Origin of the sequence: Streptomyces sp. CB02959, assembly GCF_002803155.1 — a bacterium.
Lineage (GTDB): Bacteria > Actinomycetota > Actinomycetes > Streptomycetales > Streptomycetaceae > Streptomyces.
On record NZ_NNBP01000027.1, the window covers coordinates 83331 to 99926 of the forward strand.

Below are 16596 nucleotides of genomic sequence, written 5' to 3' on the forward strand. Positions count from 1 at the left end.
CGGATGCACGCCAGGCCGCGCACACCCAGGACCGGACATGAACGACGAACCCATCGCCCCCATGGACCAGCTGCTCGCCGAGCGAGCCTGCGAGCGTCTGATCATCGACTTCGTGCACCGCCTCGATCTCGGAGACCCTGGTTCCGTGGCCGAACTCTTCACGGCCGACGGCATCTGGGAGTGGCCGTACGGCAACCGCCGCATCACGGGCCGCGAGGCGCTGCGCGAGTACTTCGGCTCCCGTCCGGCGGACCGCCTGTCGCGCCGCCTGATGACGAACGTCCTGGTCAGCGTCATCTCCGCCACGACGGCAACCGCCACTTCCTACCTCACCACCTACCGCGTCGACGGCTTCGTGGACGGCATAGTCCCGACGCAGCACCCCACCAACGTGGGCCACTACGAGGACACCTTTCGCAAGGTCGACGGCACATGGCTACTCGCGACCAGGACCACCCACCTGGCCTTCGGTGCCGACACCCGACGCGTCACGCCTCCGAGCATCGGCTGAGAAGGAAGCCGAACAGAGGGGAGAGAGAAGAGAAGAGCCCCGCTCCCGTGCATTGCCACGGGAGCGGGGCGGGTCCGAGAAGCGCCAGCAGCTCGGATAGTGACGAGGACTACCGTACGGGCGACCACTGACAACGCCGCTCCGTACCGGCACACACCGGCAACGCACAGCGGCAATCGCGCCCGCCCACCGCCGTACGCCTGGCCAGCCCCGCGGCCCCTCGCGGCACTCCCCCGCCCGCGTCCCAAGCCCCGGCCCACACCGGCCCCGCACAAGAAACACCACCCGATCCGGGGAATGCACTCCGGCAGCGGGCACGCCGACGGATCGGCAGGGGCCCTCATCCGGCGGCGTCATCGGTGTCCGGCGGGCGTACGGGCGCGACATGGTGCTGCTGTGAGGTCATCCGGCAGCGGGCCGACGCTCCGCGGGCGGCAGGAGGAGGACCTCCAGGGCGCGGGCGCAGGACCGGGCCTGGGCGAGGAACCAGTCCGTGCGGTCCGGCGTGACGAACTCCGGTGTGCCGCGGACGGCCAGTGCGAAGCGGGCGGACTCGGCGCGGTCGAGGACGGGCACGGCAAGTGTGCGGACGCCGTTCGCCGACTCGCCGTCGTTGACGGCATGCGCGGCTGCGCGCACCCGGGCCAACTCGGCTGCCAGCTGGGCTGGTTCCACGATGGTGCGGTCGGTGAAGGCGTGCAGTGGCGGGAGTGATTCCAGGCCGCTCTCGCCGGGGCGCGGCCAGGCCAGCAGCACTTTGCCGAGCGCGGTGGAATGCAGCGGCCGGCGCAGCCCCACCTTGGGCGTTACCGAGCCGCCGGCGACGATCACCGCGTAGGGGCCGCTGCGCAGGGCCAGGTCGACCGTGGTGCCGGTGCGTTGGGCCAGATCGGCGAGCTCGGGGGCGGCGAGGTGCAGCCCGCGCTGATGGTAGGAGAGGCGGCCCAGTTCGGTGACGGCCGGGCCGAGCCGGTAGCGGGCGGTGCGGGGGTCCTGCTCCAGGAATCCGGCGCCCAGCAGGGTGCGGGCGAGCCGGTGGGCCGTGGAAGTGGCCAGTCCCAGGCGGCGCGCGAGTTCGGAAGCGCTCAGGTCCGGGGCGTTGTCGTGGAAACAGTGCAGCACGTCCAGGGCACGCCGGACCGCCTGGGCGCCGGTGGGCGCCGGTGCCTGGGTCATGGGGCTCCTCACTCCTCCCGTCGCCCCGGCGACTGCCGGGGGGTATCGCAGGGGGCACCGGTGCAAGGCCCTCCACGCTCACCATCGATCCCACATTACGGCACATGGAGGCGGCCGAAGCGGTGTGTGAAGGCGGCGGAAGCGTCCGGGAAGGCGGTGATCGGCAATGTTCGCAGGGGTTCAAGTCAGGCTGTGCAATGCCGCGTTCACACTCGGTCCCATATGGTGGGAAGCAAGTTGTCCGGGTGGTCGGTGTCGTGCCAGGCTGCGGTCAGCCGCCGGGCAGTCCGGCGCCGAGCCGGACGAAGGGAGCCGTGCGATGCGTGTCTCCACCACTCCCGGTCTGTTCACCGCGCGCCGTCACATAGACCTGGGCCGCGTCTTCAGCGCTTCCTGTCGCTGACCGCTCTCTCCGACGGCCCGCGCGACGCAGCTCGCCAAGAAGCCCATGCACCGCATGCACCACATGTGCCGCATGCCGCACGCCACGACGGCGTAAGCCGCGCACACGTGTCGTACCAGGCGTCTCACCGCGCACACCACGTCACACGCCCTGCCATAGGCGCCGTCACAGGCACCGTCACCCGCCCCGTCGTGCGTCCCGTCACACGACTCGTCTCGTGACGGCCGTACGCGTCGGCGCCCGTCCCGGTCCCGGTACGCGTGTCAGGTGAGCCGAACCAGGCACCAACTCCCCCAGGCGCCTCCCCCACCTCATCGATATCTCCAGCGGTCTGCCCATTCCCGCCCGTCCCCGCGCGGGCCCCTCTCCCCCTCCCTGGAAGCCCCATGACGACGCATCCTCAGCTGCCGGACACCCTGTGGTTCACCCGTTGTCCGGTGCCCACCGCCACCGGGATCGCCGCCGACCGGAACTGGCTCGCCGACGAGTTCGCGCCCGACGGCATCGCCGTGCGGTCCCTCCAGGACGCGGCCCCCGACATCGACACCGCGGCCCGGCAGACCCACTACACGCACGCCCTGCCGGGACTGTTCCGCGAGGGCGGCAACGTGCCCGCGCTGTGGGCCCGTTCGGGCGGCGAGCCGACCCGGCTGATCGGCCTGACCTGGATAGAGGAGCGCCAGTCGGTCCTGGTCGCGCCGGGATCCGGCATCCGCGGCGCCGCCGCCCTGCGCGGTCGACGCCTGGCGGTTCCCCGGCATCCGATCCCCATCGACTTCTGGCGGGCCATGGCGCTGCGCGGCTTCGAGGGCGCGCTCGCCTCCGCCGGGCTCGCGCTGGCGGACGCCGTCCTCGTCGACGTACCCGCCGACGGGCACACCGGCCAGTGGGCCGCCGGACTCGACGCCCTGCGGCGCGGTGCCGTGGACGCCGTCTACGTCAAGGGAGCGCTGGCCGTGGAGGCGGCCCGGCGCGCCGGGGCGGAGGTCGCCGTCGAACTGGACGCGCTGCCCGACCGCAGGCACCGGGTCAACAACGGCACCCCGCGCCCGATCACCGTGCACCAGCGCCTGTTGGACGAGCACCCGGACCTCGTCGAGCGGTTCCTCGCGGTGCTGCTGCGGGCCGCCGACTGGGCCGCGGACCGGCCGGCGGAGGTCGCACGCATCCTGGGCGCCGAGACCGGCGCCGGCGCGGAGGGTGTGCACGGCGCCTACCGGCCCGGCACCCACCGCACCCTCCACCCCGATCTGTCCCCCGAGCGGCTCGACCTGCTCGCCCGGCAGGAGGCGGCCCTCCGAGCCCACGGCTTCCTGCCGGAGCCCGTGGACATACGTGCCTGGGCCGATCCCGAGCCGCTCCGGCGCGCCCGCCACCGGCTCGCCGCCGCTGCGGCCGGTACCCGCCACACCCCGGAATCCGTCTCCCGGCCGGGCCGTTACGGCACGCCCACCACCCTCCCGTCCGGTTCGGACAGGTAAGGACCCACCATGCGCATCTCCCGCATCTCCCGCATCCCTCGAAGTACCGTCATTCCCCGCACTCCCCGCCGCGTCGCCGTGACGCTCGCGGCCGTCGCCGTGCTCACCGCCCTCACCGGATGCGGCGCCTCCGAGTCCGGCGGCGGATCCGGGCGGGCCGGGATCACCGTCCGCATCCCCGACCCCGGCAACTCCGGTGTGCTGGCGCGCGGCAAGAAGGACGGCTCCCTGGCCAGGGCCCTGGCGAAGGTCGATGCCACGGTCGTCTGGACCGGCAGCGCCGGCCCCTTCGCCCCCGCCGCCCAGGCACTCAACGCCGACCAACTGGACATCGCCACCGGCTCGATCACTTCCGGCCTCACCTCGCTGGCCCAGAACCCCGGTTTCGCGTTCTTCACCGCCACCGCGCCCGACCCGGTGGGCGAGGGCATCCTGGTCAGGAACGGTTCCGGGATCGACTCGGTGAAGGATCTGGTCGGCAGGAAAGTCGCCGTCAACCAAGGCGGCACCGGCGAATACCTGCTCCTCAAGGCCCTCGCCAAGGCGGGCGTCCCGGCGGACAAGGTGGAGCGGGTCGCCCTGCGCCCGGACCAGACGGCCGCGGTGTTCAACACCGGCAAGGTGGACGCCTGGGCCGTGTGGTCGACGTACTCCGTGGCCGAACTCGGCCGCGGCGGCGCGCACTTCGTCGCGGACGGACGGGCCGTCGGCTCCGACAACTACAGCCTGACCGCGGTCCGTTCGGCCTTCGCCGACCGGCATCCGGAGGTCGTCACCGCGCTGTACCGGTATCTGCACGACGGCAGCGTGAAGGAGAAGCGGGACCCGGCCGGGTTCCTGAACGTCACCACCGACGCCGGTCCGCAGGCCCTGACCGGCGCTGCCAGGCGCGTCCAGATCGCGTTCACCCGGCAGGGCGGCACGGTCGAGCCGATCACCGACGCCGACGTCAGGCGGTTCAAGGACGTCGCCCGGTTCTATGCCGAGCAGAAGGTGACCCGGGCCGAGGTGGACATCGCCGCCCACGTCATCGACGTGCGCAAACTCGCCGCGGGGAAGGCGTCGTGAGCGCGGCCACGGAAGGGCTGGTCGCGCCCCGCGCCACCGTGCGGCGGCCGCGCCCCCGCGCCCACACCCTGACCGTGCGCGCCCTGGGTCCACTGGTGCTGCTGGTGTCGTGGTGGGTGGCGTCCGCCACCGGTGCGCTCACCCCCGACGTCCTGGCGTCGCCGGCCGGCGTGCTGCGCGCGGTCGGTGAGCTGTGGGGCAACGGACAACTGCCCGACGCGCTCACCACCTCCCTCACCCGCTCCGGCCTGGGACTGCTCATCGGGCTCACCGCCGGCCTCGTACTGGGCATCACCACCGGCTTCACCCGGCTCGGTGACGAACTCCTCGACTCCTCGCTCCAGACCCTGCGCAGCGTCCCGTTCCTGTCGCTGGTGCCGCTGTTCATGGTGTGGTTCGGGATCAACGAGATCGCCAAGGTCCTGCTGATCGCGGTCGCCACCACCTTCCCGATGTACGTCGCCACGTCGAGCGGGGTCCGCAACGCCGATCGCAAACTGGTCGAGGCGATGCGCAGCTTCGGCATGAGTCGGCTCGGCATCGTCCGCGAGGTGGTGCTCCCCGGCGCCCTGCCGTCGCTGCTCGCGGGGCTGCGCCTGTCCATGACGCTCAGTGTGATCGCGCTGATCGCCGCCGAGGAGATCAACGCCACCGCCGGCATCGGCTATCTGATGGCCCAGGCACAGAGCTACGCCCGCACCGACGTCCTGGCGGTCTGCATCCTGGTGTACGGGGTGTTCGGGCTGCTCGCCGACGGGATCGTCCGGCTGCTGGAACGGTTCCTGATGCCCTGGCGAAAGGGGGCGGAGCGATGAGCGACGCCGTACGGACGTCCGTCCCCGCAGCCGCCGCGATCCGCGCGCCGTCGGTCGGCGGCGTCGCCGTGCACGTCCGCGGTCTGCGCCGGGTGTTCGGACCGCGGGCCGTGCTCGACGGGCTCGAACTCACCATTGGGCGCGGGGAGTTCGTAGCATTGCTGGGTGCCAGCGGCAGCGGGAAGACCACGCTGCTGCGCATCCTCGGCGCACTGGACGGCGCCGACGCCGGCGAGGTCCTGGTGCCGGAGGCGCGCACCATCGTCTTCCAGGAGCCCCGCCTCGTCCCCTCCAAGCGGGTGCTGGCCAACGTGACCATCGCGCTCCCCCGCGGCCAGGCGGAACGCGGCCGTCGGGCACTGTCCGAGGTCGGCCTCGAAGGGCATGCCGATGCCTGGCCGGCGACCCTGTCCGGCGGCGAGGCCCAACGGGTCGCGCTCGCCCGGGCGCTGGTCCGCGAGCCCGAACTCCTGCTGTTGGACGAGCCGTTCGCCGCCCTCGACGCGCTCACCCGACTGCGGATGCAGGACCTGGTGGGCGAACTGTGCCGGAACCACCGCCCGGCCGTACTGCTCGTCACCCACGACGTCGACGAGGCCGTGCGCCTGGCGGACCGCATCTGCGTGCTGCGCGACGGGCAGCTCGTCACCGACGAACCCGTCGCCGTGGACCGCCCCCGCGACCCCGGCGATCCCGCGTTCGCCGCCCTGCGCCGACGCCTGCTGACCGACCTCGGCGTCCACCCGCCCGGGACCGCCCCCGGCCCCGACCACCCCACCTCGCCCGCCCCACTCGTCTGACCCACCTCACCCGTCCCATCCGCCCATCCACCCCATCCGAAACGAGCGTGATCCGCATGACCATCACCATCGGCGTGCACAACAGCAATCCGACCCTGTACTACCTCTCCCGGCTCGACTACGCGGCCGAGGAACTGGCCGCCGTCGGCGAGACGGCCGCCTTCCACACGTACGACAACGGCGTGCGCACCGGCGAACTCCTCACCCAGGGCGTCATCGACTTCGGCGGGACCGGCTCCACCCCGCCGATCACCGCCCAGGCGGCCGGCCGCGACATCGTCTACACCGCCGTCTCCGCGCCCCGTCCCGACCACGGCGCGCTCCTGGTCACCGAGGACGGTCCGGTCCGCACCGTCGCCGACCTCAAGGGCGGCACCGTCCACCTGGCCATCGGCTCCTGGCAGACCCACCTGGTCGCCAAGGCCCTCGACGACGCCGGACTCTCCTACGCCACCGACATCACCGCCGTGCGCGGCGACGAGCACAGCGAACGGCTGCTGCGCTCCGGCGGGATCACCGCCTGGGTCGCCCAGGGCGCACGACTTGCCGCCGCGCGCCGGAGCGGCGGCCTGCGGGTTCTGGTGCCCACCGCCGACGTGCTCACCGACCGCTCGGTGTACTTCACCCGCCGGGACCTCGCCGAGCAGCGGCCGGAGGTCGTGGCGGCCCTGACCCGGGCCCTGCACCGCGCCGATGCCTGGGCCGCGGAGCACCCCGGGGAGGCCGCCGAGATCGCCGCCGCGCACCAGGGCGGCACCGCCGACGACTGGGAGACCGCACTGCGCGCCCTGCCGTGGCGGACCGAGGAGGTGAGCGGGGCGTTCCTCGCCGAACAGCAGCGGGCCGCCGACGTCTTCGTCCGCACCGGCTTCATCGAGCACCCGGTGACCGTCGCCCACGCCGTCGCCGCACGGTCCTGAGGAGCGCCCCGACCATGCCCTCCGAAGTCCTCTGGTACCTCATCCCGCGCGAAGGCGCCTACCCCTGGGAGCCGGCCGGGCGGCGCCCCGTCGACCTCCGCTACCTCCAACAGCTCGCCGGTACCGTCGAACGGCTCGGCTTCACCGGCGCGCTGCTGGCCACCGACCTCTACGACGTGTGGCCGCTGGGCAGCGCACTGTCCGCCGCCACCAGCACCCACTTCAAACCGCTCCTGGCGGTCCACCCCGGGCTGATCTCCCCGACCCTGCTCGCCAAGATGGCGCTCAGCTTCGACAACCTCTTCGGCGGACGGCTGCGCTTCAACGTCGTCAACGGTTCGACGCGGACCCTGCGCGAGTACGGGCTCCGGGTCGAGCACGACGAGCGCTACGCCCTCAGCGCCGAGTACTGGTCGATCGTGAAGCGGCTGACCGCCGGCGAGGTCTTCGACCACAAGGGCCGCTTCTACGAACTGACGGATGCGGGCGCCTCGTTCCGCGACCTCAAGCCGGTCCAGAACCCGCACGTCCCGCTCTGGTTCGGCGGCTCCTCGGCTCCCGGCATCGAGATGGCCGCCGAGCATGTCGACGTCTACCTCACCTGGGGCGAACCGCCGCACCTGCTCAGGGAGAAGCTCGACCGGGTCCGCGAGCGCGCCGCCGCCCACGGGCGCACGCTGCGTATCGGACTGCGGCTGCACCTGATCGTCCGCGACACCGAGGACGAGGCGTGGGCCGCCGCGGACCGGCTCCTCGACGTCACCAGCGAGGCCACCTACGCCCGCCAGCTCGATTCCCGTACGGGCGAGGACGGCGTGGGCTGGCAGCGCCAGTTCCGTCAGCACGGCGGCAAGGTCCCGGCCCGCGCCCGGGAGTTGGAGACCCATCCCAACCTGTGGCCGGGCATGAGCCTGTTCCGCCCCGGGCCCGGCACCGCCGTGGTCGGCTCCACCGCTCAGGTCGTCGAGCGGTTGCAGGAGTTCGAGGCGCTCGGTGTGGACACCTTCATCCTGTCCGGCAACCCCCTGCTGGAGGAGGCGTACCGGGTGGCGGAGACGGTGCTGCCGGCCCTGGGGATCCGCCGCCCCACCCCTCCGTAGCGGAGCGGCGGGGCAAGCCCTGCCGGGCCGCGGCCCGGGGGTCGGCAGGCGCCGGTCCCCCGGGCCGACGGGGCACCGCGCCCTGCCGCAGCAAGCCGGGACCTACGCGCGCCCGGTCGGATGCTGGTGCAGGTACTGGAGGCGGGTCTGGGCCGTGTACACATGGCGGGGGTCGAGCGCGGGCAGCTGCCGCAGCAGGTTGATCAGCTCAGGGCCGTTCTCGATCGCCTGCTCGGTGTCGGTGATCTGGTTCCAGCAGTAGTGCGCCCCGCGCGCCGCGTTGAGGACTTCGGCGGAGTCGGGCGGCTGATGGGCCAGCCGGGTCCGGGCAGCCGCCACCCACAGCTGTGTGGCGAGCGGCCAGCGACCCGCGATACGGGCGAGGTCGGCCCGGATTTCGGCCCACTGCGTGGCTTCCGGCGAGTTGTACCCGTACCGCTGCAGTGCCTGCTGTTCCCATGACGCCGCCATCTCCGCGGCCTGGTCGTGCCGCCCGGCCTGCGCCGCCTGCCAGATGAGCGGCCTGGGGTCCGGGGCGCTGGTCGGCGCGGCGGACGGGGCGGGCGGCTGCTGGACGGGAGGGGCCGCGGCCGGCGCCGGGGCGGGCGCCACGGGCGGGAGTTGTTGCGGGAGTGCGGATTGCGCCGGCGGGGTCGGCTGTGCCGCAGGGGCCGCGTGCGGGTGCGGCGCGGGCTGTGCCTGCGGGGACTCCGGGGGCGCGTTCCGGTGGTCCGGGGCGGCAGGGAGGGCCGGGCCGCTGAGGGACACCGCGGCGGGAACGGGCGCCGGGCTCTGGACGGGCGTGGGAACGACGGCAGGAGCGGGCGGGAGCGGCGCCGGCTGCCCCGCCTGCACGGGGAACGGTCCCGGCACGGCGGACGCGGGGAACGGCCCCGGGGCGACAGGCACAGGGAACGGACCCTGCGCGGCGGGCTGCTGCTCTCGGAACTGGTCGTCGAAGAAGGGCTGGGCCTCGTACGTGACGGCCGTCGGCAGCGGCGGGAAGTGATCGAGGTCCGCCGGGGCCGGTGCGGGCTCGGGCTCCCTGCGCCGGAGAGCGGGCAGGAGGGCACGGTCGCCGGAGAGTAGACGCTTGATCGGTGCTTTTGGCTGGGTTTCTGCGGTGTCGTGCGGGTAAGAGGGGGCGAGTCGCGGTGTGTTCGGCAGGACGAGCGTGCCGGGCGGTATCGCGGCGGCGGCCACGGCCAGGGCGTGCAGCCGGGCGTTCGAGGGCCGGTCGGGATGGGAGCGCAGCAAGTCGATCAGGTGCTGGGTGTAGACGCTGATGCCGTCGGCCGTACCGGAGAGGCCGGGGGGTGTCACCACGCCGTAGACCTCGGCGTTCACCTCCGGCAGGCCGCCGAGTTCGTGGAGCACGGCCCAGGCGCCCTTGTCGGCGGCCAGGTCGACCAGGACGGTCGAGGGGCCGCGCCGCTGGCGCAGCTCGTTTCGCACCCATTCCCAGGGCAGCGCCGTGTAGCGGGTGGTGGCGGCGGTCGATCCGGCGGAGGCGAGGTGGAGCCGATGGTTCTTGCGGTCCACGGTCAACTGCCCGGCGAGATAAACGAGCAGGGGCCCGGAGGCCGCGGCGGCCGCGCGCAACCTGATGAGCAGGGTGTTCTGGTCACGTGCGCCGTCGAGGTGGACGAGGTCGGCCGGCAGGGTGCTGCCGAGCAGCGCGGGCACGGGAACGGCGGTCAGCGCGGCCAGATTGGCGCTGGGTATCACCTGGACGGTGCGTCGGTGCGTGGCCCTGGCCCCCGCGATCAGCAGCACGTGGCCGCGCTGTTCCTCCCCGCTGGTCTGCATAGATGCACCCTACTCATGCGGCGGCCCGGACGACGGATCGGCTGTCGGTTATTTGCCGGTCCGGGGCGCGCCCGGCCGCGCCGCACCGCGTCGTGCCACGTCGCAGCGCGGGGAACGGCGTCGCGTCGTACGGCGCTCGGCAGGCCGGGCGCTATGGAGGCGGCCCCGGAGGCCGACGTTCCGGTCGGCCGGTGGGGCGGTTGTGACAACAGCGACACAAGAGGCCCGAGCCGCCTGCGCGCCGCCTCACTCGCGATCCCCCGGAACCGGCCATTGCTGCCGGACCGGCCCAAATCACCAACGCAGTAACGCGTTTGACCGGCCACTCACCCCCGCACCGGCCGATGCACAAAGATGAGGGCATGCTCACGCGGGTCGTGGACGTTCTGGCTGGTGTCGCGCTCACGGCCGTCGAGGTGGCGGCCCTGGTCGCGTTCTGGTTCTGCGAGAGCCTCAAGCTGTGGGCCGCCCAGGGACAGCAGCCCCGGCCCGGCTCGGCGGTGCGGCTCTGGCTGGTGCTGACGGCGGGCCCTGCCGGTGCGGCGCTGGTCGGCCTTCTCGCCTTCCGGGTCGGCCTCCCGGCGACCGGCCTGACGCAGGCACTGATCACCGCCGCACTCGTCGGCATCCTGCTACTGGGCCTCGGAACGGAGACCTCCCGCTGGGTCACCCGTTCCTTCGCACGCCACCTCGGCAAGCGCCGGAACGCCCACGCCGGACGCGATGCGCGTGGGCACGATACGGACGGACGCGATACGTACGGACGCGACTCGGGCAAGGACGGCTCCGACGGGTAGGCGCGGTCGGGGGCTGAACGCCGGATCGGCCGAACGCCGGAGGGCATCCACCGCTTCCCGCCGCTCGGCCGGCACCCGCGTAGCAGCCCGTCCCGCGCGGCCCGGCACCGGGGCTCGGTGCACCGCGCCGGAGGCATGGACGAAGATAGGTGCATAGCGAATACGTACGCGAGAGGTCCGCCATGCCCCACATCACCGTCGACTACTCCGCACAGCTGGCCGGCGTCTTCGACCGGCGGGCATTCGTGCGGGAGCTGCACCCGATGGTGCGCGAGGAGACCGGCTCCGCGGGGGTCTGCAAGACGTTCTTCCGCCCGGCCGCGGACACCTGCATCGGCGACCAGGATGCGGGGAAAGTGGCTTTTGTGCATGTGGAGGTGGGGCTGCTGCCGGGGCGTGCGGAGGAGCTGAAGGCCCGGCTGTCCGAGGACGTACTTGCCCTGCTCGGCAAACACCTGCCCGGGGACGACGCGCACGAGGTGGTGTCCTCGGTCGAGGTGCGGGACCTGGCCGGCTCGTACCGCTTGCACCACTCCCCGTAGGGGGCGCGGCCGAGGGCGGGAGAGCCACTGGCCTGGCGCCATGTCCGGGGATTCAGCGGTGGCACGCTTCTACGATCGGCTCGCGGCCGACTATCACCTCGTCTATACCGACTGGGACGCCGGCACGGCCCGGCAGGGGCGGGCCCTCGACGCCGTGATCCGGGCCGAGCTCGGCCCGGACGACGCCTCGGTGCTGGACTGCTCGTGCGGTATCGGTACGCAGGCGATCGGGTTGGGCCTGTGCGGCCACCGGGTCACGGGCACGGACCTCAGCACAACGGCCGCCGCCCGCGCGGTGCGCGAGGCGGCTCGCCGAGGTGTCCCGCTGGCCGCCGCGGCAGCGGACATGCGGCGACTCCCCTTTCCCGAGGGCCGGTTCGACGTCGTCGTGAGCGCGGACAACTCCCTTCCCCACCTGCTCCGTCCGCAGGACGTGCGCACGGCCCTGGCGGAGATGCGGCGGGTGCTGCGCAGCGGAGGGCTGCTGATGGTCAGCACCCGCCCCTACGACGAGATCCTGAAGACCCGACCGGTCTCGACCCCGCCGCAAGTCCATCAGTCACCCCACGGGCGGAGCGTCACGTTCCAACTGTGGGACTGGCATGCGGACGGCGAGCACTACGACCTGGAGCACTTCCAACTCGTCCCGGACGGCGGGGACTGGAACGTCCAGGTGCGGCGGACCACCTATTGGGCCCTCACCCGCGAGCAGTTGACCCAGTACGTCGTCGCGGCGGGGTTCACCGAGCCGAGCTGGACGACCACCGAGAACAGCGGCTTCTTCCAACCTCTCCTCACCGCACGCGCCGCCTGACCGTCGAGCCCGGAGGTTTCCCCCCTGCCGGCAGTCGGGCGCCGTCCACGCGCAGCGCGGTGAGCGCGGCGTCCGAGGCGGTGGCCAGCGGGCTGGCGGCGTGGGCGTGCGGGACGGTGCACGCGCGCAGCCAGGCACGCAGGAGGGTGCGGGGCCAGGCGGCCGTGGGGGCCGGGTTCACCGGGTCCGGGCATGGTCGACGGCGGCGGTGGCCAGGCCGGTGATGAGCGGGTGGGCGCGGGTGCCGTCGCCGTCCAGTTCGGGCTGGAAGAGGGTGGCCAGGAAGAAGGGGTGGTCGGGTAGTTCGGCGATCCGGACGTCGCCGGAGTCATCGGTGCCGGTGAAGGCCAGCCCGTGCGCGCGCAGCAGGTCCAGGTGGCGGGGGTTGGGGGCGTAGTTGCAGTGGTAGCGGGCCGGCGTGCGCTCGGTGCCGAGCAGGCGTGCCGCCCGGGACCCGGGGGTGACGTCGACGGTTCCCTCGTGACCGACCAGTGAGCAGGCCAGCGGGACGACCACGGCGTCCTCGTCGGCGAGGCCCGGGGTGTTCTCGGCGTGGCCGGCGCCGGGCAGTCCGCAGACGTTGCGGGCGAACTCCAACAGGGCGTGTTGGAAGCCGCCGCAGGTGCCCAGGAAGGGGATCCCGGACTCGCGGGCCCTGCGGATCGCGGCCAGAATGCCGGCCTCACTGCGGTAGGGGCTGCCGGGGAGCACCCAGATCGCGTCGAATCCCGTCAGGTCCTCGGCCGCGTCGACGGACGGGATCCAGTAGGCGTCCATGTCCAGTCCGTCGCGCACGCGCAGTGCGTCGAGGAGGGCGGGGATGCGGGCGTGCGAGCGGACGGCTTCGGAGCGGTCGCCGACCAGGGCGATGCGCGCGACGGGTGCACCGTGTGCGGTGTGGTTCATGACAGTCATCCTGCTGCGCAGGCAGGATCAGGTCCAACGATGATTCATGCATTGCGGATAAGTGATCCTGATCGGGGTGCGATACTGATTCCCATGGACCCGCATCTGCTGCGCACCTTCGTCGCGGTCCTCGACCACCGCTCGTTCTCCGGCGCCGCCGTGGCGCTCGGCTACACCCAGTCCGCGGTCTCCCAGCACATCGCCGCGCTCGAAGCCGACTTGGGCACCCGGCTGGTCGAGCGCCGACCGGTCGCTCCCACACCGGCCGGCACGCGCCTGCTGGAGCACGCCCCCGCCCTCCTGCTCCGCCTGGACGCCGCCCGTGCCGACGTCGCCCGCCTGCACCAGGCCCGGCCCACCCGGCTGACCGTCGCCTGCGCACCGGCGGCCCTCGGCCCCATGGTGGCCCGGGCCCTCGCCGATCTGCGCGCCGCGATCCACGCACTGGACCTGGAGGTACGGGTGGTGGGCCGGGACGCGGTGGTCGCGGACGTGGTCACCGGACGTGCCGACCTCGGGTTCGTGGACGGTCCGGCCGCCCCCAGCGACCCGCTGCCGCTGCCGGACCTCGGGCCCACCACCACCCTCGCGGCAGCCGAAGAAACCCTGGCGGTGCTGTTTCCGCACGGCCATCCGCTGGCGGGGCGCCGCGCGGTGCGGCTGACCGATCTGACCCAGGCACAGTGGATCGACGCCCCCGACACCGCGGTCCCCCTCGACCGGTTGCGTGCCGTCTGCCGCACCGAGGGCTTCCGTCCGCGGATCCGCCACCGCGGTACCGACCTGCACGGCCTGGCCGCGCTGACCGCCGCCGGACACGGGCTGACCGCGCTTCCGCTGCCGGTGGCGGCCGCCCTCCCCGGTATCGCCGCCGTACCGGTCGACGAGCCCCGCCTGGTCCACCGCACCGAGCTCATCCACCCCGTCAACCCCACGGCTCCCGCGGGGCAGTTGGCAGATCTGATCACCGGCCGACCGGCGGCCGGCGGGTAACCAGTCACGGCACACCGGGGCACCGCGGCCCGCCACCGCCGACCGGGGAACGGCAGCGAACCGCCGGGACCGCCCCGTAGCGGCCTGGCCGGTCATGAACCCCGTCGATGCGGTCGAGATCGATGACGATCGAGGATCCACGGATCGCCAGGGCCGGTCGTCGTCTCGCCAGGTGGCGGAGGAAGCCCCGCACGACGGCCTGGGTACGCCCCAACACGACCAATTGCAGGGCCTGTTGCGGCAGGTTCGCATTAACGCCTTGCGTGCGGCGCAGGCCGGAGGCGACCGGGCCGGCGCGCTACCGCACACCGTGGGCGTACGCGTCGCACGCCTGAGCGCCTGCGGGGCCAGACCGCCAGGCGCCTGTCCCGGAACCGCCGGCGCACCCACGGGCCCCCGGCCAAGGCACCGTTCGACGAACGGCACCGACCCGCATCCGCCCTGGCCGGAGGGCTTCCAGACAGCTGACCACGCACTGCCCGGCACGCGTCGCGCAGACAAGAACCTCCCCACCGGGACACGGTGCGACTTCCGCCAGATCACCCCGGCAAGGCCGTCCCCTCTCCCGCCGCACGGTCGTTGGGCGTATGGTGACTGGAATCTCATTCCCCCGTGAGGTTAGGAAACACATGACTGACTCCGTTCTCCACCAGACGATCCAGAATCTCGAAGGCGTACTGCCGGAGCTCGAAGAGCAGGAACGGCACCTGCGCAACCAACTCGACGCCGTGGTGCAGCAGGCGACCTCCGCCCGCAGTGCCCTGGAGCACCTCCGTGTGCTGACCGGCGCCGCACTCCCCGACAGGCAGCCGGTGGCCGCCGGTTCGGCCGCACCGGCCGACGGGCATGCCACCGCCGGCCAGGAAGAATCCGGCGACACCCGGACCGCGGATGCCACCGAGGCGACCCCGGCACCGGTCGCCGCCGAGCCGGAGGCGGATGCGGAGCCTGCCGCCGAGGCGGACGCTTCGGCGTCCGTCGTCCCCCAACCGCGGACCGCGACGTCGCCGCGTACCAAGCGCCGCACGGCGAAGAAGCCTGCGGCCAAGAAGGCCCCGGCGGCCAGGCCCAAGGCGAAGAAGGCGGCCACCAAGCGGGTCGCGGCCGCCAAGCCGTCGGCAGTCAAGGAGCCGGCCGTCAAGGAGCCGGCGGCCAAGGAGAAGGAGTCCGGCAGCCTGTTGGACGCCGCACTGGACGTGTTGAAGAACTCGGGCGCGCCGATGCGTCCGCGGGACATCAATGCGGCGCTGGGCCGGGAAGCCACCCCGGGACAGATCGAGTCCGTGCGCAACACCCTGGACCGGGCAGTGAAGAAGACGGACCTGGTCACCCGGCCGGGACGCGGCACCTACGCGGCGGCCTGACCCTTCCGCGACGGTGTGACTGCGGGCCCGCCCACCAGCGGGCCCGCACGGCCGTTCACCCCGGCCACCCAACTCCCCTCCGCCCTCCCCCAACTCCTTATCTGACAAGGCAGTTGGCACACTCCTTGAGAGAACGTTCCCGGACCGCCAGGGAAGCTGCCGGCCCGGCCGTCGATCGTCACCCTCGCCCTCGCCCTCGCCCTCGCCCTCGCCCTCGCCCTGGGAAGACTCCCCCGCTCCCTGAGCAAAGGTTGTACGAGCCAAGGGGTACGGTGTGGAAATGACGAACGTGCACGGTGAATCATTCGACCTCCCCACACCGGACGGCACCGCCGACGCCTACTTCGCCCACCCCGACGACGGCGCTCCGCACCCCGGAATCCTGCTCTACATGGACGCCTTCGGCCTGCGCCCGGGGTTGGAGGAGATGGCCAGGCGGCTGGCCGGGCACGGCTACGCGGTGCTGGTGCCCAACGTCCTCTACCGCTCCGGACGCGCGCCCCTGGTGGAGCTGCCCGAACGCATCAACCCCGCCGAGCGGCCCGAGCTCTTCGGCCAACTCATGCCCCTGATCCTGTCGCTCACCCCCGAGAAGGCGATGCGGGACGCCGGTGTCTACCTCGACTGGCTGGCCGCCTCGCCGCTGGTCGCGGACGGCCCCGTGGGCACCGCCGGCTACTGCCTGGGCGGCGTCCTCGCGCTCCGTACCGCAGCGGCCTTCCCCGACCGGGTCGCGGCCGTGGGTTCCTTCCACGCCGGCAGCCTCGTCACCGACGCGGCCGACAGTCCGCACCTGCTCCTCGACCGCATCACGGCGGAGCTGTACTTCGGCCACGCCGACCAGGACCACTCGATGTCGACCGAGAAGATCAAGGAATTGGAGCGGGCGCTGGACGCCGCGGGGACCCGGTACCGCAGTGAGCTGTACGAGGGCGCGCACCACGGGTACACCCAGGCCGACACCGCCGCGTACAACCCCGAGGCGACCGAGCGTCACTGGCGGGCGCTGGTGGACCTCTTCGGGCGGACGCTCTGAGGCAGGGGGCTACCGGGCTCCAGGGGGCTACCGGGCTCGGTGACCGGGCGAGCCATCCCGG

Annotated in this window: 17 protein-coding genes; 13 read left to right on the forward strand and 4 right to left on the reverse strand. The window is 72.9% G+C overall.

The window, feature by feature from the left end:
- Window positions 1–37: 37 nt before the first annotated feature.
- Complete coding sequence (locus tag CG747_RS34905; protein WP_100605893.1) at window positions 38–511, forward strand: nuclear transport factor 2 family protein; 474 nt, start codon at window positions 38–40, stop codon at window positions 509–511.
- Window positions 512–913: 402 nt separating this feature from the next.
- On the opposite strand, the gene CG747_RS34910 is transcribed toward CG747_RS34905, so the two are convergent.
- On the reverse strand, window positions 914–1687 hold the full coding sequence (locus CG747_RS34910) for an IclR family transcriptional regulator (RefSeq protein ID WP_100605894.1): 774 nt from the start codon (window positions 1685–1687) through the stop codon (window positions 914–916).
- Window positions 1688–2476: 789 nt separating this feature from the next.
- Between CG747_RS34910 and CG747_RS34915 the strand changes: the two genes are divergently transcribed.
- The 6 genes from CG747_RS34915 to CG747_RS34940 are packed head-to-tail and all read left to right on the forward strand — an operon-like array spanning window position 2477 to window position 8274.
- Window positions 2477–3571 (forward strand): ABC transporter substrate-binding protein, encoded by a 1095-nt coding sequence (locus CG747_RS34915; RefSeq protein WP_100605895.1) that lies wholly within the window; start codon window positions 2477–2479, stop codon window positions 3569–3571.
- 9 nt (window positions 3572–3580) lie between these two features.
- Window positions 3581–4639: an NrtA/SsuA/CpmA family ABC transporter substrate-binding protein gene (locus CG747_RS34920; protein ID WP_100605896.1), complete on the forward strand. Its 1059-nt coding sequence runs from the start codon at window positions 3581–3583 to the stop codon at window positions 4637–4639.
- Complete coding sequence (locus CG747_RS34925; RefSeq protein ID WP_100605897.1) at window positions 4636–5454, forward strand: ABC transporter permease; 819 nt, start codon at window positions 4636–4638, stop codon at window positions 5452–5454. The genes CG747_RS34920 and CG747_RS34925 overlap by 4 nt, the downstream gene beginning before the upstream one ends.
- Window positions 5451–6254, forward strand: coding sequence for an ABC transporter ATP-binding protein (locus CG747_RS34930; RefSeq protein ID WP_100605898.1), 804 nt, complete (start codon window positions 5451–5453; stop codon window positions 6252–6254). Before CG747_RS34925 ends, CG747_RS34930 begins: the two co-directional genes overlap by 4 nt.
- A gap of 56 nt (window positions 6255–6310) precedes the next feature.
- Entirely contained in the window at window positions 6311–7174 is an 864-nt protein-coding gene (locus tag CG747_RS34935) for an ABC transporter substrate-binding protein (RefSeq protein WP_100605899.1), read from the forward strand.
- A gap of 14 nt (window positions 7175–7188) precedes the next feature.
- Window positions 7189–8274 (forward strand): LLM class flavin-dependent oxidoreductase, encoded by a 1086-nt coding sequence (locus CG747_RS34940; RefSeq protein ID WP_100605900.1) that lies wholly within the window; start codon window positions 7189–7191, stop codon window positions 8272–8274.
- A 102-nt stretch (window positions 8275–8376) separates the two neighbouring features.
- On the opposite strand, the gene CG747_RS34945 is transcribed toward CG747_RS34940, so the two are convergent.
- Window positions 8377–10083 carry a hypothetical protein gene (locus CG747_RS34945; protein WP_100605901.1) on the reverse strand — a complete coding sequence of 569 codons (1707 nt, stop codon included), beginning with the start codon at window positions 10081–10083 and terminating at the stop codon, window positions 8377–8379.
- 362 nt (window positions 10084–10445) lie between these two features.
- Between CG747_RS34945 and CG747_RS34950 the strand changes: the two genes are divergently transcribed.
- The 3 genes from CG747_RS34950 to CG747_RS34960 all read left to right on the forward strand — a co-directional run bounded on the left by CG747_RS34950 (window position 10446) and on the right by CG747_RS34960 (window position 12236).
- Window positions 10446–10880 (forward strand): DUF6234 family protein, encoded by a 435-nt coding sequence (locus CG747_RS34950; RefSeq protein ID WP_100605902.1) that lies wholly within the window; start codon window positions 10446–10448, stop codon window positions 10878–10880.
- A 182-nt stretch (window positions 10881–11062) separates the two neighbouring features.
- On the forward strand, window positions 11063–11422 hold the full coding sequence (locus tag CG747_RS34955; protein WP_100605903.1) for a 5-carboxymethyl-2-hydroxymuconate Delta-isomerase: 360 nt from the start codon (window positions 11063–11065) through the stop codon (window positions 11420–11422).
- Between the two features lie 40 nt (window positions 11423–11462).
- Window positions 11463–12236 carry a class I SAM-dependent methyltransferase gene (locus CG747_RS34960; protein ID WP_100605904.1) on the forward strand — a complete coding sequence of 258 codons (774 nt, stop codon included), beginning with the start codon at window positions 11463–11465 and terminating at the stop codon, window positions 12234–12236.
- Here the strand turns inward: CG747_RS34960 and CG747_RS34965 are convergent.
- Complete coding sequence (locus CG747_RS34965) at window positions 12217–12417, reverse strand: hypothetical protein (RefSeq protein ID WP_100605905.1); 201 nt, start codon at window positions 12415–12417, stop codon at window positions 12217–12219. The genes CG747_RS34960 and CG747_RS34965 overlap by 20 nt on opposite strands.
- Window positions 12414–13142 carry a hypothetical protein gene (locus CG747_RS34970; RefSeq protein ID WP_100605906.1) on the reverse strand — a complete coding sequence of 243 codons (729 nt, stop codon included), beginning with the start codon at window positions 13140–13142 and terminating at the stop codon, window positions 12414–12416. Before CG747_RS34970 ends, CG747_RS34965 begins: the two co-directional genes overlap by 4 nt.
- A 93-nt stretch (window positions 13143–13235) precedes the next feature.
- Between CG747_RS34970 and CG747_RS34975 the strand changes: the two genes are divergently transcribed.
- From CG747_RS34975 to CG747_RS34985, 3 genes are all read left to right on the forward strand, one after another.
- A complete protein-coding gene (locus tag CG747_RS34975; RefSeq protein ID WP_100605907.1) occupies window positions 13236–14135 on the forward strand; it encodes a LysR family transcriptional regulator in 900 nt (299 codons plus the stop codon).
- 629 nt (window positions 14136–14764) lie between these two features.
- Window positions 14765–15499, forward strand: a complete 735-nt coding sequence (locus CG747_RS34980; RefSeq protein ID WP_100605908.1) for a hypothetical protein — start codon at window positions 14765–14767, stop codon at window positions 15497–15499.
- Window positions 15500–15779: 280 nt separating this feature from the next.
- Window positions 15780–16535: a dienelactone hydrolase family protein gene (locus CG747_RS34985; RefSeq protein ID WP_100605909.1), complete on the forward strand. Its 756-nt coding sequence runs from the start codon at window positions 15780–15782 to the stop codon at window positions 16533–16535.
- Window positions 16536–16596: the final 61 nt, after the last annotated feature.